Raw genomic sequence first — 20,140 nt, 5'->3', positions numbered from 1 at the left:
GTCGCACACGGGAGTGCTGATCCTCCTCGACCGGTACGGCGCACTACGCATATAGAGGCGCTCCAGGGCGATCGAGCATTGCTCGGAGCCGCGGCCCCGAAGCCAACCGGCGCAAAGGTGGCGTCAGAAGCGCATGACGCAAACTCCGCTGGAAGCGGGGCTCGTTCGCGCGTCGGGCCGCCAACCTCGATGTCTGCTGGGCCGGCAGAGCGTGGGACGGACGCAGGCGATCGGCGGCGGATGCGTGCGTTCGTCGTGCAGGAAGTCACGCGGCGCGGACGCCAGTTCGGGGGGGCTCTGACACGCCTGAGCCGCTGGACAGGATCAGGGCTCCTCCGTCCCAGTTTGACGCGCGCCTCGGTAGGGAAATTTCGCGGACACCTTGATGAAGGAGGCTGTATGGATACGTCCGTTGGCGTCGGGTGCAGTAATCGACAGCCGACACGTCCATGCGTGGCGGCGCGTGTCGCAGCGCCGACCGCGAGGGGGCGGGCCTGATGGCTCGCGTCGGTCGTTACGGGATCCCAGGGTTCGTGTGGTTCCTGATCTGGCTCGTCGTCTGCATCTTGATCGTCATCCTGTTGGCGCTGCTCATTCACCACTTCGGAGGCGCCTCGCTCTCGCTCAAGCTCGGCCACTTCTACCTGAACGTCGGGGTCACCTGACCTGCCAGATCGTCGACACTCCGGCGCCGGTACCGCGCCAGGTCTGTTAGCCGTCACCTTCGGTGACGGCTAACACTGCTTGAGGTGCCATGCTGCATCGGTGTACCGCTCGAGGATCCGCCGCGGCGGAGTCGGTAGGGATTCCGGCGGCTGATATCCGACCCGCCGCGCGCCCAGGCGGTGAGATGCCTACGTAATCCTCGCGGCTACCGGCGGGTGTCTGCCCCAGCTCGAGCAGCCGCTGCCGGCGCGGGTCCGCCGCGGCGGCCAGGTCTGATCTGGTAGCTCGGCGTAGCAACTCTTTCACGTGGCTATTGCTCTCACCTGATCCACAGGGGTCGGCGATCGTCGGAGTACGCCTGCGGGACATGAGGGCTGCCGCGGTGTCAAATAAACCGCCGGAAAACTGTTATGAACGCTTTGTTCTGCCGGTCGGCGCCGGCCTGCCGATCGACTCACCACACCGGACAGGCCGAATTAGAAAACGATCCTCTTGAATGCTCGTGAGCATTCTGGCAGTCTGCTGAGTCATCAGACGTCCTACGTCGAGCCCCCCCGTCCTCAGATCGACAACCGGCGCCACCGGCCGGATGTTGTTAGCGCTAACACCACCCCGAGAGACATTGGACCGCACCACCCGCCCCCCACCGACCGAATTCCGTCCGAGAGGACCTGCCATGCCCTCAACCCCCTCAGGGATCAGCCGCCGACGGCTGCTCGCGGCAGCCGGGATCACCGGCGCGGCCGCAGCCGGCGGCGTGCTGCGCGCCGCCGTGGCCGAGGCCACCGCCGGACCGAGCAGCTACACCGCCAGCTGGTCGTCGGTCGACCAACACCCGGCCGCCGCCGAATGGTTCCAGGACGCCAAGTTCGGCATCTACTACCACTGGGGCGCCTTCAGCGTCCCGGCGTTCGGCAACGAGTGGTACCCGCGGAACATGTACAACAACGGCTCGGCCGAGAACAACCACCACAAGAGCGTGTACGGCGATCCGTCGACGTGGCCGTACCACAACTTCATCAACGGCGCCCGGGACCGGGCGGGCAACTGGGTGCAGTTCGCTCCCAAGCTCCGGTCGGCAGGCGGCAACTTCGACCCCGCCGAGTGGGCGCAACTGTTCGCCGACGCGGGCGCCAAGTTCGCCGGGCCGGTGGCCGAGCACCACGACGGATTCTCCATGTGGAACAGCAGCGTCAACGAGTACAACTCGGTGGCCCGGGGGCCCCGGCTCGACCTGCTGCGCCTGCACGCCGACGCCATCCGGGCCAAGGGCCTCCGGCTGCTCGTCGCGATGCACCACGCGTACAACTTCACCGGCTTCTACCAGTGGGCGCCGCAGCAGTCCGACGCCAGCCTGCGCAAGCTCTACGGCCAGCTCGGCACCCCGGGGGAGTACCAGCTGTGGTACGACAAGCTGCGCGAGATCGTCGACGGCTACCAGCCCGACCTGATCTGGCAGGACTTCAACCTCAGCGCCATCCCCGAGTCGTACCGGCTGGACTTCCTGGCCTACTACTACAACCGCGCGGTCGCCTGGAACAGGGACGTCGTCGCCACGTACAAGGACGGGTTCAACACCAACGGCGAGGTTGTCGACTACGAGCGGGGCGGCCCGGCCGGCCTGCAGACGCCGTACTGGCTCACCGACGACAGCATCTCGAGCTCCAGTTGGTGCTACACGGTGGGCATCGGTTACTACTCGCTCAACCAGATGCTGCACTCGCTCATCGACCGGGTGAGCAAGAACGGCAACATGCTGCTCAACATCGCGCCGATGGCCGACGGCACGATTCCCGGCGGTCAGCGCAGCATCCTGCTCGGCATCGGTGACTACCTGAAGCGCTTCGGCGAATCCATCTACGCCACCCGCGCCTGGTCGGCCTTCGGGGAAGGGCCGACGCAGATGGGCGGCGGCTCGTTCAGCACGCCGCGCGCCGGGACCGCGCAGGACATCCGGTTCACCCGCAGCAAGGACAACCGCGTGCTGTACGCGACAGTGCTGGGCTGGCCGGGCGCGACGCTGAATATCACCACCCTGAACGCGAACCGGATCAACCTGAGCTCGCTGATGTCGGTGCAACTGCTCGGCTCGACCGCCGGCACCTACATCGACCTGCCCAACCGTACCCAGGACGGCAGCGGCCTGCGGGTCACCCTCCCGTCCAGCGCCCCGTTCAGCGCCCCCGCGTACGTGGTGAAGCTGACCTTCGCCGGGGCCATCCCGACCCTGGGCGCCGGCAGCATCACGGGCTACGTACGGATCGCGAACGTGACCACCGGCCTGGTGCTCGACAGCGGTGGCAACGTGGCGTCCGGCTCGGTGCTCAAGCAGTGGAACTGGGACGGCAGCACGAACCTGCAGTGGCAGCTGGTCGACGTGGGCAGCGGCTACTACCGCATCGTCAACCGGACCAACGGGATGGTGGTCGACAGCTGGGGCAACAGCGCCAACGGCGCCAACGCCCGGCAGGCGCCGTGGAACGGCGGCAACAACCAGCAGTGGCGGCTCGCCAACCTGGGCAACGGCCGCTACCAGCTCGTCAACCGGGGCACGAACACGGCCCTGGACGGCATGGGTAACGGCACGTCCGGCTCGACCGTGTGCATGTGGGCGCCCAACAACAGCACCAACAACCAATGGACGATCACGGCGGTCTGACCCGTCGCCGGGCCCTACCCCTCGAAGGAACCCTCATGACCTTCTCGTACCCGCGGCGCAGCCGCCGGCGACTGTCGCCGGTGCTCGGCGCGCTGATCGTCACCGTCGTCGCCGGCGGCATCTCCCTGGCGGCCGCGCACGGCGTCGCCTCGGCCGCAACCGTCGGCACACCGACGCCGGTCGTGGGCGGCCAGTCGGGCCGCTGCGTCGACGTGCCGAACGCCACGACGGCCAACAACACCCAGCTGCAGTTGTGGGACTGCAACGGCCAGGCCAACCAGCTCTGGACGTACACGTCGGGCAGGCAACTCCAGGTGTACGGCAGCAAGTGCCTCGACGCCTCGGGTCAGGGCACGGCCAACGGCACCCAGGTGATCATCTGGGACTGCAACGGGCAGACCAACCAGCAGTGGAACGTCAACGCCAACGGCACGATCACCGGTGTGCAGTCGGGGCTGTGCGTGGACGCCAGCGGCGCGGCCACGGCCAACGGCACCAAGGTCGTCCTGTGGTCCTGCAACGGCCAGACCAACCAACAGTGGACTCTGAGGTAAGGACGGACACATGAGGTCTCATCGTGGCGGCGCCCTGCGCCGTCTCGTCACCGCCCAACTGACCCGCGGCCGAACGATTACCTTGGCGCTGGTCATGGTGATCGTCGCCGCCACCACCGGGACGTTCGTGACGGCTTCGCCGGCCGAGGCAGCCACGGCGATCACCATCAACGGCTCGTCGGGGGGCCGGGTGTTCGATGGCGTCGGCGCGATCAGCGGCGGTGGCGGCAACAGCCGTCTGCTCATCGACTATCCGGAACCGCAGCGCACCCAGCTCCTGGACTACCTGTTCAAGCCCGGCTACGGCGCGGCGGTGCAACTGCTCAAGCTTGAGATCGGCGGGGACACCAACACGACGTCCGGCGCCGAGCCGAGCCACGAACACACGCGTGGCGTGGTGAACTGCGACCGTGGGTACCAGTGGTGGCTCGCCGAACAGGCCAGGGCCCGCAACCCCGGCGTCAAGCTGGTGGGCCTGACCTGGGGTGCTCCCGGCTGGATCGGCAGCGACTTCTGGACGACGGATTCGATCAACTACCTCCTGCACTGGCTCGGGTGCGCCACCTCCCACGGACTGACCGTTGACTACCTCGGCGGCTGGAACGAGAAGGGCTTCAACGCCACCTGGTACAAGAACCTCCGGGCCGCGCTCGACGCCGGCGGGTACTCCGCCGTGAAGATCGTCGCCTCGGACGACTTCGGCTGGGGCGCTGCCGACGAAGCCCTCCGCGATCCGGCCTTCGGCCGGGCCGTCGCGGTCTTCGGTTCGCACTACGTGTGTGGGTACCGCAGCGCCCAGACCGACTGCCCGAGCTCCAGCAACGCCGTGAACAGCGGCAAGCCGCTGTGGGCCAGCGAGAACGGGTCCGACGACTACAACGCCGGCGCGAACGCGCTCGCCCGAGGCATCAACCGCGGCTACCTCGACGGGAAGATGACCGCGTACATCAACTGGCCGATCATCGCGGCCATCACGCCGAACATCCCGTGGGCCACCATGGGCGTCGCGGTCGCCCCGCAGCCGTGGTCGGGCTACTACTCGATCGGTAAGAACGCCTGGGTGATGGCGCAGACCACGCAGTTCACCGCCCCGGGCTGGCGCTATCTCGACTCCTCCAGCGGCTACCTGGGCGGCAACCGCAACAACGGCAGCTACGTGTCCCTCCGGTCGCCCACCGGAAGCGACTACAGCACCATCATCGAGACGATGGACGCCACCAGCGCACAGACCCTCAACCTCACCGTCACCGGGGGACTGTCCCAGGGCACCGTGCACGTCTGGTCCACAAATGTGCGGTCCAACAACCCGGCGGATCACTTCGTGCGCGGCGCGGACCTCACGCCGTCCGGCGGCGCGATGTCACTGACCGTCCAGCCCGGCTACGTCTACAGCATCACCACGACGACCGGGCAGGGGAAGGGCACCGCGACCAGTCCGGCGCAGGGGACGCTGCCGCTGCCCTACAGCGACACCTTCGACAGCTACCCGGTCGCCCGCGAGGCCCGGTACCTGATGGACGCGCAGGGCTCGTTCGAGATCGTGACGTGTGGAGGTGGCCGGTCCGGACGGTGCGTACGGCAGATGTCGGAGCAGGCACCGATCAAATGGACCTCGCAGCTGGCCGAGCCGTACACGCTGCTGGGCGACCTTAGCTGGACCAACTACACCGTCTCGTCCGACGTGATGCTGGAGAAGACCGGCTACGCCCAGCTCATCGGCCGGGCGGCCGCGTACCAGTTCCAGTCGCCGGCCAACCTCAACGGCTACTACCTGCGGGTCAACAGCAGCGGGTCGTGGTCGATTCTGAGCAACAACACCAGCGGCCAGGTGCAAACGTTGGCCAGCGGCACCGTCGCGGCGCTGGGCACCGGGCGCTGGCACACCCTGGCGCTGAAGTTCAGCGGCGCGACCATCACGGCCAGCATCGACGGCACCACCGTCGGCACCGTGACCGACTACACGTCGGGTGCCGGGCAGGTCGGCTACGCCACCGGGCAGGGCATCACCGCCCAGTTCGACAACCTGACCGTGACGCCGGGCAGCGGCGGCACCGGCGGGTCCAGCGGCGTGCTGCGGGGGGTCGGCTCCGGCCGGTGCCTGGACGTGCCGAACGCCAGCCAGACCGATGGCACCTTGCTGAACATCTGGGACTGCAACGGTGGCAGCAACCAGCAGTGGACGGCCACGGCCAGCAACCAGCTGATCGTGTACGGCAACAAGTGCCTGGACGTGCCGGGACACGCGACATCCGCCGGCACCAGGGTGCAGATCTGGACCTGCAACGGCGGAACGAACCAGCAATGGCGGCTCAACGCCGACGGCACCGTCGTCGGGGTGGAGTCGGGGCTGTGCCTGGACGTGACCAACGCCGCGACCAGCAACGGCAGCCCCGTCGCGATCTGGACCTGCAACGGCGGCGACAACCAGCGTTGGACCCGCAGCTGAGCCGACCCTGGCCGGGTGCCTGACCCGCGCAGAGTGGGTCAGGCACCAGCGTCGGCGATCAGGTGAGCGGGGGTGGGTTGGCGGTGGGGCCGGCGGTAAACAGCTGACAAGTCCGGCTCTCGTCCAGGGCGATCTCCTGGCCGTCGTCTGATGCGCCCGCTCAGTGGTCGGTTTCCTGTGTCGCGGCGGCGATCGGCTCGAGCCCCGCGATCAGCTCGTCGAGCTCGTCGGCGGTGAGTACGTCGTACGCCGGTGCGGCCAGCTCGTCGGTGAGGGCCTCGATTCGCTCCTTGGTCTGGCGGCCGGCGTCGGTGAACCCGCCGGCGGCGTCCACGAGGCCGCGGCGGCGCATACCGTCGACGACAGCGGCGAGCTGTGCCGTGGGCAGGTGGTGGGTGCGGCCGAACTCCTGCGCCCGCATGCCGAGGGAGAGGGCGAGCAGCACGTGGGCTTCGGTGCCGCCGATGCCGTGGGCGAGGAGAGCGACGTTGTGGCCGTCCCCGCGGTGCTCCCGCAGCAGCGTCGCCGCGTGCCAGAGCCTGGCCACCGGCTCGGCGGGCACGTCGAGCGCCCGCAGGCCTGCGTACAGCGCGCGGCCCTCGGTCGGCGCGCTGACCGCTGCTCGGGTGGCCAGGTCGGCGGCCCGCACCAGAGCGGGGGAGTCGGCGAGCTGCCCGATCCTCTGCCGCAGCGCTGCCGTGCTGCCCCGCTCGCGCACCGCGATCGCCTCCTGCGGGGTGATCTTCCCCCAGACCCACGGGATGTGGCGCGCCACCTCGCCGTCGGCGAAGTTGTAGAAGACCGCGTGCACCACCTCGGCCGGCGCCAGACCCAGCGGCGCGGCCCGGCCCGCGAAGTACCCGTCCCAGTAGTTGCGCATACCCAAGGCCAGGAACGCCTCGTTCGGCACCTCGGAGAAGGTGACGGTGGCGATCGGCTCGACCAGCTCGAACATGCGGTGGACCTTGGCCAGTGGGTGCGTCATCGGTGGCAGCTCCTGTGGTCGTGACGGCGCCTTCGTGGACCGCCTCTCACCGTAGCTACGAACGACGCGGCCCGGATACGACAACTCCGGCCGACTTCAATCCAGCCCAGATCAGCCTCACTCTCATGCCGCGAGTCGCGCGGTCGCCGCGATCGCTGCCCATCGCCATCCGAGGCTCCGTCCGGGTCTTTGATACCTGGCAAGCCGGTAGCCGACAGCTACAAGCGGTGCCACCCACATGAAGTGACCCATAAGGCCGGCGACCTGCGACCGTTGGCGGCACAACGCGGTGTCCAATCCCGGGCAAAGCCTCACGGGAAGTCAGTGGAGATGGGCCCGCAGGGCGGCGATCCGATCCGCCGCGGCGATGAAGCCGGTGGAGTCGAGCTGGCCCCCGGCCTGGGCCTTGACCAGGGCGTCGGTGGCGGCTTTGCCCTGGCTGACGTCACGGGCGGAGCACAGGATCAGGTCCATGCCGGCGGTCGCGGCGGCGACCGCACGCTGGCCGGTGCTGCCGTAGTGCGCCAGCGCAGCGGCTTCCAGGGCGTCGGTGATGGTCACCCCGGTGAACCCGATGCGGCCGCGCAACTCTTGCCCGACCACGGTCGGTGACAGGCCTGCTGGGCGGTTCGGGTCCAGCGCCGGGTAGGTGGCCCAGGACACCATGACGAGGTCGACGCCGATGGCGACGGCGGCCGAGTACGGGAATTCGTCGGTGCCGCGCAACCTGGCCAGCGACTGGGACAGGGTGACCGGCCCGGTGTCGGTGTTCTGGGCCGTTGCCGCCCATCCCAGTCCGGGGAAGTGCTTGGCGGTGGCGGCCACGCCGGTGCGCTGCTGGGCGGCGATGAACGCCCGCCCCAGGGGCGCGACGGTGCCGGGGTTCGGGCTGTAGGAGCGCTGGTACTGGTCGATGAAGTTGCCCGCAGTGGAGTAGACGTCGAGAACCGGGGCGAGGTTCACGTTCATGCCCACCGTGGCAAGGGTGCGGCCGGCTCCGGTGCCCGCCGCGGCCGCTGCGGTCACCGGATCAGCGGACTGGCCGATCTGCTTCTCCGACCGCATGGGCGCCCCCGGCAGCCGCCGGATCAGGCCACCCTCCTGGTCCGCCATCAGCAGCAGCGGCACGTGGACCGGGCTCTGCGCCTGGGCTCGTCGCAACTGGGCGATCACATTGCTGATCTGGGCGGTGCCGGCGATGTTCTCCCCGAAGAAGATCACCCCGGCGGCCTCACCGGCGCGGATGATCCTCAGCAGGCTCGCCGGTGGTGTCAACCCGGGATAGGAGTAGATGATCCGCTGCCCGGCCAGTTGGCGCCTGGTAAGGCCGGCCGACCTGGTCGGCGCGGGCACGGACCGTACCGGACCCGCCGGCCCCTGGACCCTGGTGGACGGCGGCGCGGTCGATGCGGACGGCGAAGCCGCCCATCCGCCAGCCGAACCACTGGGCGCGGACCGGATTGAGCGAGTCGCATCAGGGGTGGACGGCCGGGGCGCGGAGGCGCGTGGCGACTGGCAGGCGACCATCGCAAGGCCGAGCGTCCCGGCCGCCAGAGCGGTGCGAACCTTCGCCGCTGGGTACACGGCCACCTCCAGGTAGCTCACACCGATCCCGGTGCGCCTGACGGGACCCGACGATCAGTCGACGGTGACCGGTCTGCGGTGTTCCCACCTCATCCGCCAGGCACGATCAACGGTGCATCCCCTCCGGCGGCGATCGGCAGCGCTGCGCCTGCTGGTAAGGGGTGCCTCCCCGTGTCACCGGCCCCCGTGCGGCGGCTCTATCAGCAGTATGTGCCGGACATTCGTCGGTGACCAGTCGCCCCACGCCCTTGCCTACAAGCCTTGGACGTTGGAGCTCAGCTCGCGGTTCAGCCGGCACGCCGGTCAGCGCCTCTGCGCCTGCGCCCTCACATTCTCGGGTGCCTTCGCCTGGCCCGAATGTCACACTGCCGCGGTGGAGGGCTTTCGGTGTGCGAGCTGCGGGAACCCGTTGAGCGTCCCGGTCCGGATGGTGGAGCTGCCGGCGGAGCCGCACTGGTCGCTCCTGGACTGCCATCACGTGAACCCGCCGCTCCTCGACCCCGGCACCTATGCCATCGACGAGGCCGCGTACGGCCGTGATCAGGTCGTCGGCACCTTCGTCCTCTCACCCGGCGACACACGCGGGACACGCTTCGTCCACAACCTTGTTCGCACGGGCTGCTGGTCCTTGGTGGGGTGGAACCCGTGTGTGGCTTGCGCAGGCTGCGGCGCCCTGGTCGCCTCCCGAACGGATGACTGCAGGGCGGCTCAGGAGACGCGCTTCCATCCAGCGATGGTTGTCCGGGAGCCGTGTGACGATGAGCCTGAACGCGCGACGGATCCTTTTGCGCTGATCGCCGACTGGGACAGCCCTGCGCCCGACACCGGACAACACGGTTGGGTGCCCAGGCCGATCCGCCCTCGTCCCGAGCTTGTTGCGACCCGCTGGCGCGGCCGAGGTGTGAAGGAGCATCTCTTTCGGGACGATCCGCCAGCCTGACCAACCCCCTGAGGGTCCCTCCGGGGGACGGCCCCTGAACAGGGCTGACCCCGACGGGCTGCTCAGCGAATGGCGTCGTAGACCATCTTCTGGATTCCGTTGGCGTATGACTCGCTCTCGATGAGCTTGAGGTTCTGCTTGTCCCGGTCGGTGTCGCTGAACAGCCGCTTGCCCGCGCCGAGCAGGACCGGAAAGACCAGCAGGTGGTAGCGGTCGATCAGGCGGGCGTCGGCCAGGTTGCGGTTCAGGGTCGCGCTGCCGTTGATGATGATCGGCCCGCCCTCGGTCTTCTTGAGCGCGGCGACGTCGTCCAGCGATCGGAGGATGCTGACCTCGCCCAGCGAGGTCCTCCTCCTGCAGCGTGGTCGACACGACGTACTTCGGCATCGCGTTGTAGCCGGGGAACTCCGCGGTCATGGTCGACCACACCGGGGAGAACGCTTCGATAAAGACCTTTCCGAACGGGGCTGGTCGATTCGTACTAGCGCAATGCCGCGGCAACACGCCTTCGGGCCGGGACGAGCCTCGCCAAGCACCGCGCTGATCGCGCCCGGCCCGACGAGGCGTCGAGCCGGGCGCGTCGAGCGGGCTATGCCACGAAACGTGACCGGCGTCGGCGACCGATCAGGTAGCCCGCGCCGCCGAGGAGCAGAAGCGCACCGCCGATGCCGGCGACGGCCGCGGTGTTCGCACCGGTGACGGGCAGCCCACCGCCCTCGCCGCCGGGAGCGCCCAGGCTGGCGGAGGGAGCAGGGGCCGGTGCGATGGTCGTCGTGGCGCTGGGCGTAGCGCTCGGTGTCGGTACGGGCTGAGCCGTCGGTGTCGGTGCGGGCTGAGACGCGCAGTCGAGCGCACGTGCGGCGTACAGGCCGTTGTTCAGGTAAGCCAGATAGGCGTCAACGGTCCCCTCGTCGAGCGCCTTCTGCGCGGCCGCCTTCACGTTGGCGCCGGCGCCCGTCAAGGTCCGGACCACCGTGACCCGCAGGGCCGTTGACCAGGCGTTCTGCACGTCCGCCTTGAGGAATGCGCGCAGCTCATCCGCGGTGCCGTCCAGGTGCTCCTGAATGGCGTCAGGCAGAACGGGCAACGAGTCGGCGTTCGCTGCGGCCAGGATCTGGTTGGCTAACACGCGCACCTCTACATTGGTGGCGGTATCCAGGTCGATGGTGACAAGCTCACGGATGTCCGTGTACACCTTGCGCTCAACCGTTTGGCATGCCTCGTTCAGCACGGGCGGCTCGGTCTGAGCCGTCGCCGGTACCGCCGGAATCAGAAAGGCCAGCGCCATGAGGACGCCGGCAGGTAGCTTCCATCGCATGTAGGTCTTCCTCCCCGTTGCATGCCAAAACGTGGAGATGCTACCGGCGCTCACGCCACGTCGTTGCCCCGTCCGTGACCGGCCCCGCGTCGAGGATACGGATCAGGGGGCGGCGGTCCGCTTCCAGTCCGCAAGAGGCCGGTGGACAGCGGGGGAGCGGTGTGAGGTGTCGAGATGCGCTTCCGCTGCTAGGCCCCCGACTGCACACCTCGTGGGAGCGGGCAACTTGATCTCGTAATCCCTCGGTCGCGTGCCCGTTGACTTATGCCATGGCTGTTCGCGTACTGGTGGTCAGCGCATGTGACCACGCAGCTCTCAGCGCGCTGACTCCCTCGATCGACGCTGTCTCGATCGGGGCGATTGTCGTGGCTGGTTGTTCAGTGGCTCCCGCCGGCTTCCTGGTTGGCCCGGAGCCGGCGGTACTTCTCGGCCCGCGCGGTGGCGTCGGCGGCCTGCCCCCGCAGCGTTCCGACCCACGGGCACGTCCCGGTGCCGTCGAGCAGGTGGTCCCAGACCAGGCCGAGCGCGACGGCGTGCCGACCCCGCACTCCCTCGTGCCGCAGCGTGACGCCGTCGGGGCGGGTCGTCAGTCGTACGGTGGTGGGCTCGTCGTCCGGCAGGGTCGTCAGCGGGTCGGGGAAGATCGGTGTGTCGGCGGTCGCCCACGACCACCGGAGTGTTTCCGTGTCGACGCGCTCCAGGCGTACCTCCAGGTCACCGACGGGCAGCACGCCCACCGGCAGGTCGACCGGTGCGGGCCGGTGACGGACCACCGTCACCCGGGCGAGGCCGGTGTCGTCCTCGTACGGGTCGGGCGGAAGCGGAGGCAGGATCGCCGGTCGGGTCGACGGGCGCGGCACCAGGGACAGCATCGCCCACTCGGCGGCCTTGGCCGGTTTCTGCTCCCAGCCGCGTCCCATCGGGTCGGCCAGCACGGTGCGGTACGGCGTCTGCTCGCTCACCGCCCAGACGTGCAGCTCGTGTTGCTCGGGCGGGTCGTCGTCGGTGCGCACCGTCTCGTGCAGGCGGTGGCGGGCGTGCACCCGGATCCGGATCAGCCCACGCGGGACGGCGATGTCGACGAGGGTGTCCGCGACGCCGCCCATCAGGCCGATGACCGACAACCGGCCGCTGGGGCTCCAGAGGGTCGCTTCACTGATTGCGTCCCAACCGGCGTCGACATTCGTCGGTGGTGCGGACAGCACCCGTAGGCGCGCCTCGATCGATCCCGTGTGGATGCCGCAGAAACCGGTGACCTGATTCGGCCCGACCACGTGCAGGAGGTCGTCGCCGACGGTGTAGATCGTCATGCCGGTAGCGCCCGGCACGGTGGTCACCTCGTACTGGGAGTAGCTGACGTGCAGTCGCGCCCAATCGGTCATGAAACGAGCTGCCGCAGCACCGTGGGGTCGGTGATCGTGTCGTCGGCGGCGAGCATGATCGCCTTCGACAGGATCGTCGACAGCATCGGGTCGTCCTCGAACGGCAGGTGCAGACGCCCGGTGCCCCCGCGTGCGGGGACGATGCACAGGTAGGCGTCGTTGGGCTCCATCATGATGTTGCCGGAGCCAAGGTGGATCCGGTAGCCGCGCAGGTTCCCCCGTACGTGCAGGTACCGGTCCGCGAGAGTGACCCGGCCGGCGATGGCCATGCGGGGGAGCAGGCGGGCCAGGGCGTCCCGGCGTACCTCGGCCGACGGTGTCAGCGCTCCGACCACGGTGCTGTGCCAGTAGTCCCGGAACCGGTCCTCGCCGCGGTCTGCCCACTGCGGGTCGGTGGCGATCGAGGTGACGCCGACGAACAGGTCCACGTCCCGCATCGCCTCGGTGAACACCAGCGGCGGTACGTCCGCGAGCGGTGCGGGTTGCCAGGTCGCGCCGTCCTGTCGGGCGAAGCGCACCTGGTCGGTGGAGCAGTAGTGGACGTCGTAGTCGCGTGGATCGCCGGCGTCGACCAGTTGGTGGTGGAAGGACGCCCGCCAGGCACCACCGCCGAAGAGCTTCGTGGCTTCGCTGTCATACCCACCGTCCCACGTGCCGAGATAGCCGGCCTGCCAGCCGCGGGCGCGCATGAGCGCGTTCGCCTGGCGGTAGCGCAGGATGTGCGCGGCGAACCGGTTGGAGTAGGAACTGGTCCGCTCCTCGGCCGGCGTGAGCAGGTAGACCTCGCGAAAAGCCTGCTTGAACGGCTGCGTCACGCCGGTGGCGAGCACCCGTTCACGCCAGGCGAGGATCTCGTCCACCCCGGCGCGGATCGGGTGCCACAGCCGGACCCGGTCACCGCGCGCCGGCCGCCCGTCGAGACCGGCGATCGTCCACCCGTCGCCATCGTCGCGGGGCAGGCCGGCCGACCAGCCGCACCCGTCGGTGCTCGTCTCCCAGAGCAGCCGCCGCCCGTACGTCCCGGTGATCGGGTGGTCCAGGAAGCGGGACACCCAGTCCGCGTACGCCCAGGTGCGCTCCTCGGACAGCAGCGCCTCCACCCGCTGGCGCTCGGCGGTCAGGGTCGCGTTGATGCCCTTCACCAGCTCGCGCAGCTGCCTCAGCTCGTCAGCGTGCGTCTCCTTCAGCGCGGCCGGCACGCCCTTGAGCGCGACGTCACCGCGAGCGAAGGTCAGACGCGCCTTCTCGCCCACGACCCGCACCGTCGCCTCGTACGGGCCGACCCGGGCCCGCCGGTTCCCGGCGGAGTCCAGCCCGTGGTCGTCGACGGCGAGTTCCATCACCTCGCTGAGTGACCACCCCCGCAGGGCGCCCAGGCGGGCCAGCGCGGACTGCACCCGACTGCGCACCGCCTTGTTCTTCACGGTCACCGCCAACCGTGCCAGGGTCCGCACCGGCGCCTCACCGTCGCGCTCCGCGAGCAGTTGCACGGCCGCGATCGCGGTGCGCTGGGCGTGGGGGAAACCGGACGCCTGGCGGGGCGCGGCCGAGGCGGCGGCGGTGACCCTCGCCAGCAGGTCCGACGACGCCTCGTCCGACCCCCGCGACAGTGCCCACACCAGGCCACGGAGGAGGCGGTCCGAGTCGTCGTGCACGGAATCGCGGTGGGCGGCGAACGCCTCCAGGATGGCGCGGACCGCCTTCTTCCCAGCGGTCGCGGTCGTGAGGTGCTGGTCGAGGACGCGCAGCCATGTGGCCGGTGCCGCGGGCTTGTCGAGCGAGGCGCAGTGCGCCAGCAGTTCGGGCACACCCGGCGCGGCGAGGACGTCCCCCAATCCGGCACGGACGAGCGGACCGAACTCGTCGCCGTTGTGCAGCAACCACGACGGCACGCGGCGACCGGTGGCGCGGTCGAGCGCCTCCCCGATCAGCGTTACGATCCGCCGCCGAGGCCCTGCCGCCGTGAAGTGGTCCGCCACGAGCTCGTCGAACAGAGCCGAGAGCACCGGCGCCAGATCCGCCAGCTCCGCGGGAGTCAGGCGCGCGGCGATCATCGCCGGCAACTCCAGGTGCGCCCCATCCTGATAGCTCCAGCCCCGTCCGGCGGCCTCCAGGCACCACACGAGATCCGCCCTGGTCCAGTCGTGCTCGCCCGCGGCAAGGCTCCGCACGACATCGTTCAGCCCGGACGGCCGCGAACTGGCCGCCGCCTCCAGATGCACGGCCAGCGCGGCGCGGCGGCGAAGCTCGCCCGGCCACGACTCGGTGGCGGCCCACTCCGGCGTCCGGGTCACCGAAGACGCCCAGAAATAGGTGGTCGTCGTCCGCAGCAGCGGCCGAACCTGGGCATCGGCCTCGGCGATCCCCGCCTCCACCTGCCGACGATCCGCCGCGCTCAGCGCGGGAAGCAAGCGCGTCCAGTCACCCACGTCAGCCACCCACCAGGGGAACTAGCCGCACGAAGGCCACCTCGGGATCCGCGAGCAGGTCGATCTCCTCGTCCAGATCCTCGACCTGGCGGTCACCGACCAGCAGCATGAAGCCGTTGCGGGCGAAGGCGTCACACGCCGCGTCCGCCTGACGCTCCCAGTCCAGCCGCCGGCCCCGACCGACTCGATAGCCGTTCAACGTCGCCTCCGCGTCGGTCGGCCGCACCAGACCCCGGAAGACGTCGGCCCGGCCGGCGTTGAACCGCGCCACCTCCTCACGTACGCGCAACCGGACCAACTCGCGGGCGGAGATGCGTCCCGGCAGACCGCTCAACGGCCACTGATCGATCGCCCTTCCCGTCGCTGTCTCGTCCCGAACCGTCACCGTGGCCATTCCGCCGTGCTCCTTGCCTTGAAGTGAGCGGCATCATGGCACGACGGTCCGACGGAACCAGTCGTTCAGCCGCCCGGGCAGCGGGTGTCCCCGCCGCTGTGTTCCACGCAGTGCCCCGGCGGGCCGGGCGTCGTCACGGCCGGCGCCGGATCGAGGTCCCGGCCGGCGAGCACGGCGAACGGCACGGCGGGCACGGCGATCACGACGGTCAGCACCAGGAAAACGACAGCGGTGCGTACCAGCCGCAACTGGTACGCGACGAGCGCGATGAGGGCCGGCCCGGCGGTCGCCACGAACGCGGCGACCAGCAGCGCCACGCTCGCCCGACGTCTGAGGTCCTCGAACTCGCCTGGCTGGTCGCCGTAGCTGGCACTCCACTGCTCCAGGCCGATACCCACCCACCACACGACCGCCGCGATCAGCCCGCAGACCCAGAGCAGGACCAGGAATCCCACGATCGGGCCACCCCGCCGACCTGTGCCGGCCGCTTCAGACATCATGCGGCCCAGCATGGACCGCCCGACCCCGGCCGGGCATGAGTCGGCGTACTCGGGTTCGCCCCGCGACGGTGCGGTGCAGGGCTTCCCGTTCTGGGCTGCCGACTGCCGACGAGGAGATCGTTTGCCACCGACGAGCAGCTCTTCCCCCTGCTCCTGGGTCAGAACATGCTCGAGCCGACGAACATGACCGCAAGCGCGACGACGACGCTGGCAGCGAACAAGGCCGGTCGCCACGACTTCCGCGGCGATGAGTGACGTTCCAGACGCTTCCACGCCCGCCGAGCACGCCAGCCCGGCGCGACCATGAGTCTTTCGGCCCCAGCCGCACCATGCAGCCCCGCGACATACCGAGCCATGGCTCCCGCCGTGACGCCTTGCTCTTCGAACGCCGAAACCACGGCGGTGGGGCCGTGCGCGAGCAACGCGACGAGGAGGTGTTCGGTGCCGACGTGTTCCGCACCGCCACCGGCGGCCAGTCTGATCGCCGCAGCTAGAACCTGTTTCGTATCTTTGCCGAATCGCACCTCCGACGACGGCGTGCTGTCTCCTGCCGTGATGCGCAATGTCGCGATCGCCCTTTCGGCGTCGAAGCCCTGCTCTCGTCGCCACAGCGCGACGTTGCCGTGCTCGTACCCGAGAAGCGCAACCGCAAGGTCGAATGGGCTTACGGGTTGACCGGTCAGCGTCGCCGAGCCGAGGGCGGACGTGAACACCGCGCCGACGTGGTCCGTCCAGTGGTCGAATTGGGGAGCCACGGGTGCACTGTAGACGCGCCCCGGCGGGCAGCAGGACGCCCTCGACCCGCTGGTCGAGTCAGCGGCAGAGCAGGAGAACTTCGATGAGCTGCGCCGATTGGCGGCCGCAGGCAACCGGGATGCCGTCGATCTTCTCCGACCCGCTCACCCGGGCACGAGATGGTCGTCGATACGACGTCGCACACCGAGGCGTCCATCGACGTTCATCCCACCGCTCGAAGTGCGTAAGCTCTGCACGGTCAGATCTGGGGAACCTACCGAGGAGGTTCCATGGATCGTCGAGCAATGTTGCGGGCCACGGTTGTCGGTGCGGGCGCGGTCGCCCTGCCGTTCACGGCATGGTCGGCGGCGTACGGAGCCCCGGCGCAGAACGCAGTGGGGCCCTACGGTGGGCTTCAGCCCGCCGACGCCAACGGCATCCAGTTGCCGGCCGGCTTCGCCAGCTCGATCGTCGCGCGCTCCCGCCAGACGGTGCCGGGAACGTCGTACACCTGGCACGACGCCCCGGACGGCGGCGCCGTGTTCCCGAACGGCACCGGCTGGATCTACGTATCGAACTCCGAGGTGTCAGCCGGTGCGGGCGGCGGTGCCTCACGCCTCGTCTTCAACTCCAGCGGCGCCGTGATCGGGGCGTCGCGGATCCTCTCCGGCACCAACAACAACTGCGCCGGCGGCAAGACGCCGTGGAACACCTGGCTCTCCTGCGAGGAGGTATCCCTGGGCCGGGTCTTCGAGACCTACCCGCTCGGCGGGACCTCCGTGGCACGTCCCGCGATGGGCCGGTTCAAGCATGAGGCGGCCGCGGCTGACCCGGTCCGCCGGGCCATCTACCTGACCGAGGACGAGACCGACGGCAAGTTCTACCGCTTCGTGCCGACCACCTGGGGCGATCTCTCCGCCGGAACCCTCCAGGTCTTCCGCGCCGGTACGGCCACCTCCGGCACGTTCACCTGGGCCACGGTGCCCGACCCGGACGGCTCGCCCACCCCGACGCGGCAGCAGGTGTCCGGCGCGAAGACGTTCAACGGTGGCGAGGGCTGCCACTACGCGGACGACACCGTCTGGTTCACCACCAAGGGCGACAACCGCGTGTGGCAGGTCAACCTGGCCGCCGGCACGTACGAGCTCGCCTACGACGACAACCTGGTCAGCCCTGGCACCGCCCCGTTGACCGGGGTCGACAACATCACCGGGTCCACGGCCGGTGACCTGTACGTCGCCGAGGACGGCGGGAACATGGAGATCTGCATGATCAGGCCGGACGACAAGATCTCCGTCTTCCTGCGGATCACCGGACAGAGCGGTTCGGAGATCACGGGGCCGGCGTTCACACCGGCCGGGGACCGACTGTACTTCTCGTCGCAACGCGGCACGACCGGCTCGTCCTCCGGTGGCATCACCTACTGCGTCACCGGGCCGTTCCGCCGATGACCGGCTGCCGGCCGCGCTGACCGACACGGGGCCGCCCGGCGGTGGGCGGCCCCGGTCTTCGCCGGGCGTCCCTCGCCGACGCGCATCATCCAGACGCGGCCGAGGAGACGACCTCCGTTCGCGGCCGGCCGTAGACGTCATGGCCGTCGAGGTGCGCTTGACGGGGCGGGCCGGGCGGCGGGCCGCTCTCCGAAGGGCGGCTCGATGGCGGACGGCATGGCAGTTCGGGTCACGTATTCTCCGTGGCTGTGGAGCTGGACGGCCCAGCGCGAAGCAGAGCGCTGGCACTCGTTCGTGAACTGCGCGATCCCGCCCTTCCCGACGAGGAGGCCGGGGCGCGAGTTGACGAGCTGGAACGCATCCTGTGTTGCCCACACGTCCTCTCCCTGATGTTCTTCACGGAACCCGGGTTGAGTGACGAGGAAGTAATCGAAGAAGCTCTCAAGTACCAGCCGTTTGCCCCGTAGGTGCTTGAGCAGCCGAGCTGGGTGACGACGGACGCGGCTAGCGTCGGACGCCCATGGACTCCGGTCCACCGTGTAGGCAGCTCACCCTGCTCTTGACGCAGCTCATCGCCGGCCGGTGTTCCTTCGGAACGAAGGAGTCAACTCCGCCAGCGAGGTGGCTGGCGGAGCCCGCTCCGCGATTGTCGTCGCTGGCTGGCACACTCCGCCGCATGAGTTACGACTTGGCGGTTTGGGAAGGTGACAGGCCCGCTGACAACGCCGTGGCGCTGGCCACCTTCAAGGCGCTTTACGAGAGGTACAGCGGTAGAGGCCACACACCGCCGACGCCACGTATCCGGGCCTATGTCGAAGCCCTCCTTGAGCAGTGGATCGACCTCACTGAGGACGACGACGATGAGCGGAGCCCATGGTCGACGGGGCCCCTGATCAAGGAGGCATCGGGACCTTTCATCTACTTCCCGATGGTGTACAGCCGCTGTGAGGAGGTGTCCGCCGGTGCTGCGCGAACTGCTGCTGAACATGGCCTTGTCTGCTTCGACCCGCAGCTGGGCCTGCTTCGGCCTGCTCCTGAGGAACTGTAGGCCGCTTCACAGGCCGCGGGCTCAGGGTCCAAGGGCTGGGTTATGCAGCCCTCGTGCAGCCATGCTGGCCGACTGAACTGGTCGGAGGTCGACCCGAGGCGACAGGACGAGCAGCTCAACCGCGGTCACCGACGTCCCGCGCGATGAGCCACAGCGATCCCGATGGGACACCGGACGACGACCGCCGGGGAGGGCCGTGTCCATGCCGGCTAGGTCGGCTCGGACGCAGCCTGTGACTGCCGAGTCCCACCTGATGCTTGACGAATCCGTCCCAGGTCTCGCTTGACGGTTGGTCTAGAGATGAGTGCGGAGATCATCTCGCCATCCTGGGGCTACGGTCCGGGCGTGGTGGTGAACCGGCCCTCGGTGTGGCCTGACCGATGATTCTTGCGCGCCGTGCTGGTCTGTACGCCGAGTACGACTCACGGGAGGCTGACAGGATGCGAAAACTGACCTTCGGCATGAGCCTGAGCCTGGACGGCTACATCGCCGCGCCCGGCGGCGACCTCGGCTGGGGTGTGCCGAGCGGCGAGCTGTTCCAGTGGTGGTCCGACCGGGTGGGGGCGACAGGCGTGGCGCTGTACGGGCGCAAACTGTGGGAGGCGATGAGCTCCCACTGGCCGACCGCCGATCAGCAGCCGGGTGCCACACCGGCGGAGGTCGAGTTCGCCCGCCGCTGGCGGGACATGCCGAAGGTGGTGTTCTCCTCGACGACCAGCACGGTCGACTGGAACGCCCGCCTGGTCACCGACGACGCGGTCACCGAGATCACCCGGCTCAAGGCCGAGGACGGCGGCCCCATGGATATCGCCGGTGCCACGCTCGCCGCGGCGGCCATGCGGGACGGGCTGATCGACGAGTACGCGCTCGTCACCCACCCGGTCCTGATAGGTGGCGGCACGCCGTTCTTTACGGCCCTGGACAACTGGGTGAACCTGACCCTGCTGGAGACCCGGACGTTCCCTGGCGGCGTGGTCCTGACCAGGTACGAGACCAAGCGCTGAGTACCCCAACCTCGGATCGGTCCCGGCTGCGGGGCGCCCACGGAC

General features: G+C 69.3%; 18 protein-coding genes. 9 read left to right on the top strand and 9 right to left on the bottom strand.

Annotated features, from left to right (window positions below):
* Positions 1-533 precede the first annotated feature (533 nt).
* The 4 genes from GA0070603_RS32325 (at position 534) to GA0070603_RS04640 (ending at position 6,325) form a co-directional block, all read left to right on the top strand.
* The gene (locus tag GA0070603_RS32325) at positions 534-665 is read left to right on the top strand and encodes a hypothetical protein (protein WP_279627475.1); all 132 of its coding nucleotides are present in this window, start codon (positions 534-536) and stop codon (positions 663-665) included.
* Positions 666-1,342: 677 nt separating this feature from the next.
* Positions 1,343-3,325, top strand: coding sequence for an alpha-L-fucosidase (locus GA0070603_RS04650; protein WP_091307610.1), 1,983 nt, complete (start codon positions 1,343-1,345; stop codon positions 3,323-3,325).
* 35 nt (positions 3,326-3,360) lie between these two features.
* Positions 3,361-3,879 carry an RICIN domain-containing protein gene (locus GA0070603_RS04645; RefSeq protein WP_091307607.1) on the top strand — a complete coding sequence of 173 codons (519 nt, stop codon included), beginning with the start codon at positions 3,361-3,363 and terminating at the stop codon, positions 3,877-3,879.
* Positions 3,880-3,973: 94 nt separating this feature from the next.
* Positions 3,974-6,325, top strand: coding sequence for a ricin-type beta-trefoil lectin domain protein (locus tag GA0070603_RS04640; RefSeq protein ID WP_091321549.1), 2,352 nt, complete (start codon positions 3,974-3,976; stop codon positions 6,323-6,325).
* A 160-nt stretch (positions 6,326-6,485) separates the two neighbouring features.
* On the opposite strand, the gene GA0070603_RS04635 is transcribed toward GA0070603_RS04640, so the two are convergent.
* Both GA0070603_RS04635 and GA0070603_RS04630 read right to left on the bottom strand, forming a co-directional pair.
* Positions 6,486-7,310 (bottom strand): SCO6745 family protein, encoded by an 825-nt coding sequence (locus tag GA0070603_RS04635; RefSeq protein ID WP_091307603.1) that lies wholly within the window; start codon positions 7,308-7,310, stop codon positions 6,486-6,488.
* 321 nt (positions 7,311-7,631) lie between these two features.
* On the bottom strand, positions 7,632-8,663 hold the full coding sequence (locus GA0070603_RS04630; protein ID WP_208862805.1) for a glycoside hydrolase family 3 N-terminal domain-containing protein: 1,032 nt from the start codon (positions 8,661-8,663) through the stop codon (positions 7,632-7,634).
* Positions 8,664-9,321: 658 nt separating this feature from the next.
* Between GA0070603_RS04630 and GA0070603_RS04625 the strand changes: the two genes are divergently transcribed.
* Positions 9,322-9,834 (top strand): hypothetical protein, encoded by a 513-nt coding sequence (locus GA0070603_RS04625; protein WP_244282398.1) that lies wholly within the window; start codon positions 9,322-9,324, stop codon positions 9,832-9,834.
* Between the two features lie 62 nt (positions 9,835-9,896).
* Here GA0070603_RS04625 and GA0070603_RS32550 read toward each other — a convergent pair whose 3' ends face one another.
* From GA0070603_RS32550 to GA0070603_RS04590, 7 genes are all read right to left on the bottom strand, one after another.
* Positions 9,897-10,106: a dihydrofolate reductase family protein gene (locus tag GA0070603_RS32550; protein WP_425270498.1), complete on the bottom strand. Its 210-nt coding sequence runs from the start codon at positions 10,104-10,106 to the stop codon at positions 9,897-9,899.
* Between the two features lie 317 nt (positions 10,107-10,423).
* Entirely contained in the window at positions 10,424-11,152 is a 729-nt protein-coding gene (locus tag GA0070603_RS04615) for an ALF repeat-containing protein (protein WP_091321543.1), read from the bottom strand.
* 377 nt (positions 11,153-11,529) lie between these two features.
* Positions 11,530-12,534 carry a hypothetical protein gene (locus GA0070603_RS04610; protein WP_091307597.1) on the bottom strand — a complete coding sequence of 335 codons (1,005 nt, stop codon included), beginning with the start codon at positions 12,532-12,534 and terminating at the stop codon, positions 11,530-11,532.
* Positions 12,531-14,963, bottom strand: coding sequence for a DUF4132 domain-containing protein (locus GA0070603_RS04605; RefSeq protein WP_139131800.1), 2,433 nt, complete (start codon positions 14,961-14,963; stop codon positions 12,531-12,533). Before GA0070603_RS04605 ends, GA0070603_RS04610 begins: the two co-directional genes overlap by 4 nt.
* 1 nt (position 14,964) lies before the next feature.
* Positions 14,965-15,297 carry a hypothetical protein gene (locus tag GA0070603_RS04600; RefSeq protein ID WP_244282396.1) on the bottom strand — a complete coding sequence of 111 codons (333 nt, stop codon included), beginning with the start codon at positions 15,295-15,297 and terminating at the stop codon, positions 14,965-14,967.
* A 125-nt stretch (positions 15,298-15,422) separates the two neighbouring features.
* Positions 15,423-15,812, bottom strand: a complete 390-nt coding sequence (locus GA0070603_RS04595; protein ID WP_091307586.1) for a hypothetical protein — start codon at positions 15,810-15,812, stop codon at positions 15,423-15,425.
* A 203-nt stretch (positions 15,813-16,015) separates the two neighbouring features.
* Positions 16,016-16,612 carry a Clp protease N-terminal domain-containing protein gene (locus GA0070603_RS04590; protein ID WP_091307582.1) on the bottom strand — a complete coding sequence of 199 codons (597 nt, stop codon included), beginning with the start codon at positions 16,610-16,612 and terminating at the stop codon, positions 16,016-16,018.
* 270 nt (positions 16,613-16,882) lie between these two features.
* On the opposite strand from GA0070603_RS04590, the gene GA0070603_RS04585 reads away from it, so the two are divergent.
* The 4 genes from GA0070603_RS04585 (at position 16,883) to GA0070603_RS04570 (ending at position 20,095) form a co-directional block, all read left to right on the top strand.
* The gene (locus GA0070603_RS04585; protein WP_091307578.1) at positions 16,883-18,043 is read left to right on the top strand and encodes an alkaline phosphatase PhoX; all 1,161 of its coding nucleotides are present in this window, start codon (positions 16,883-16,885) and stop codon (positions 18,041-18,043) included.
* 248 nt (positions 18,044-18,291) lie between these two features.
* The gene (locus tag GA0070603_RS04580; protein WP_139131799.1) at positions 18,292-18,510 is read left to right on the top strand and encodes a hypothetical protein; all 219 of its coding nucleotides are present in this window, start codon (positions 18,292-18,294) and stop codon (positions 18,508-18,510) included.
* A 209-nt stretch (positions 18,511-18,719) separates the two neighbouring features.
* A complete protein-coding gene (locus tag GA0070603_RS04575; protein WP_091307571.1) occupies positions 18,720-19,091 on the top strand; it encodes a hypothetical protein in 372 nt (123 codons plus the stop codon).
* Between the two features lie 440 nt (positions 19,092-19,531).
* Positions 19,532-20,095, top strand: a complete 564-nt coding sequence (locus GA0070603_RS04570) for a dihydrofolate reductase family protein (RefSeq protein WP_091307569.1) — start codon at positions 19,532-19,534, stop codon at positions 20,093-20,095.
* Positions 20,096-20,140 lie beyond the last annotated feature (45 nt).

The sequence above is a fragment of the Micromonospora chersina genome, from assembly GCF_900091475.1.
GTDB classification, from domain to species: domain Bacteria; phylum Actinomycetota; class Actinomycetes; order Mycobacteriales; family Micromonosporaceae; genus Micromonospora; species Micromonospora chersina.
This window is presented reverse-complemented; position numbering and strand designations above follow the sequence as displayed.

Bases quoted from the DNA above. Each gene is read 5' to 3' on its own strand.
- GA0070603_RS04640 (WP_091321549.1), top strand. From the start codon at position 3,974: ATGGTGATCGTCGCCGCCACCACCGGGACGTTCGTGACGGCTTCGCCG.
- GA0070603_RS04610 (WP_091307597.1), bottom strand. From the start codon at position 12,534: ATGACCGATTGGGCGCGACTGCACGTCAGCTACTCCCAGTACGAGGTG.
- GA0070603_RS04650 (WP_091307610.1), top strand. From the start codon at position 1,343: ATGCCCTCAACCCCCTCAGGGATCAGCCGCCGACGGCTGCTCGCGGCA.
- GA0070603_RS04570 (WP_091307569.1), top strand. From the start codon at position 19,532: ATGCGAAAACTGACCTTCGGCATGAGCCTGAGCCTGGACGGCTACATC.
- GA0070603_RS04635 (WP_091307603.1), bottom strand. From the start codon at position 7,310: ATGACGCACCCACTGGCCAAGGTCCACCGCATGTTCGAGCTGGTCGAG.
- GA0070603_RS04615 (WP_091321543.1), bottom strand. From the start codon at position 11,152: ATGCGATGGAAGCTACCTGCCGGCGTCCTCATGGCGCTGGCCTTTCTG.
- GA0070603_RS04585 (WP_091307578.1), top strand. From the start codon at position 16,883: ATGGATCGTCGAGCAATGTTGCGGGCCACGGTTGTCGGTGCGGGCGCG.
- GA0070603_RS04575 (WP_091307571.1), top strand. From the start codon at position 18,720: ATGAGTTACGACTTGGCGGTTTGGGAAGGTGACAGGCCCGCTGACAAC.
- GA0070603_RS04645 (WP_091307607.1), top strand. From the start codon at position 3,361: ATGACCTTCTCGTACCCGCGGCGCAGCCGCCGGCGACTGTCGCCGGTG.
- GA0070603_RS04625 (WP_244282398.1), top strand. From the start codon at position 9,322: ATGGTGGAGCTGCCGGCGGAGCCGCACTGGTCGCTCCTGGACTGCCAT.